Here is a 680-nt window from a genome sequence, read left to right on the forward strand (position 1 = left end):
GCGTTGGCGCGGGCGTTCAGTTGCTCGTAGGTCAGGGTGTCCGTGCCGTGCTCGACGGCGACGGCCCGCGGTGTCCGGACGACCTGCGCCTCGAACAGCTCCGGCAGGGTGGCCCCGGACACCGGACGCGCGGTGTCGTTCCACTCCCGCAGCAGCCGCCTCTCGTCCGCGGAGAGCACTTCCAGCGTGCTCAGCGGCCGGGACGGGGCGGCGACCACCGATCGCAGCAGCCGCTCCAGCCGCTCCCCGAGCGTGACTGCCGTCTCCCGGTCGAACAGGTCCGTGGCGAACTCCACGACGCCGGTGAGCCCGCGCGGCGCACCCTGCGCGTCGAAACGCTCCCCGAGACTGACGGCCAGGTCCACCTTGGCGATACCGGCGTGCACGTCCTCGTCCTCCGTCACCCGGAGGCCGTCCATGGCGAAGTCGCCCTGAGTGGCGTTCTGGAGGACCAGCATCACCTGGAAGAGGGGGTGGTGGGCGAGTGACCGGGTGGGGTTGACGATCTCGACGAGCCGTTCGAAGGGCACGTCCTGGTGGGCGTAGGCGGCGAGGTCGGTCTCCCGGACCCGGGCGAGCAGTTCGGTGAAGGAGGGGTCGCCGGAGGTGTCGGTGCGCAGGACGAGGGTGTTGACGAAGAACCCGACCAGGTCCTCCAGTGCGTCGTCGGTGCGGCCGGC

1 protein-coding gene is annotated in these 680 nt (G+C 71.3%); it reads right to left on the reverse strand.

Annotated elements, in window-relative coordinates; all coding sequences use genetic code 11:
• Positions 1 to 680 (reverse strand): condensation domain-containing protein (locus CCN44_RS41370; RefSeq protein ID WP_143650453.1); only part of this gene is annotated, 680 nt, incomplete at both ends.

Source organism: Streptomyces tricolor (assembly GCF_002155905.1).
Lineage (GTDB): Bacteria > Actinomycetota > Actinomycetes > Streptomycetales > Streptomycetaceae > Streptomyces > Streptomyces tricolor.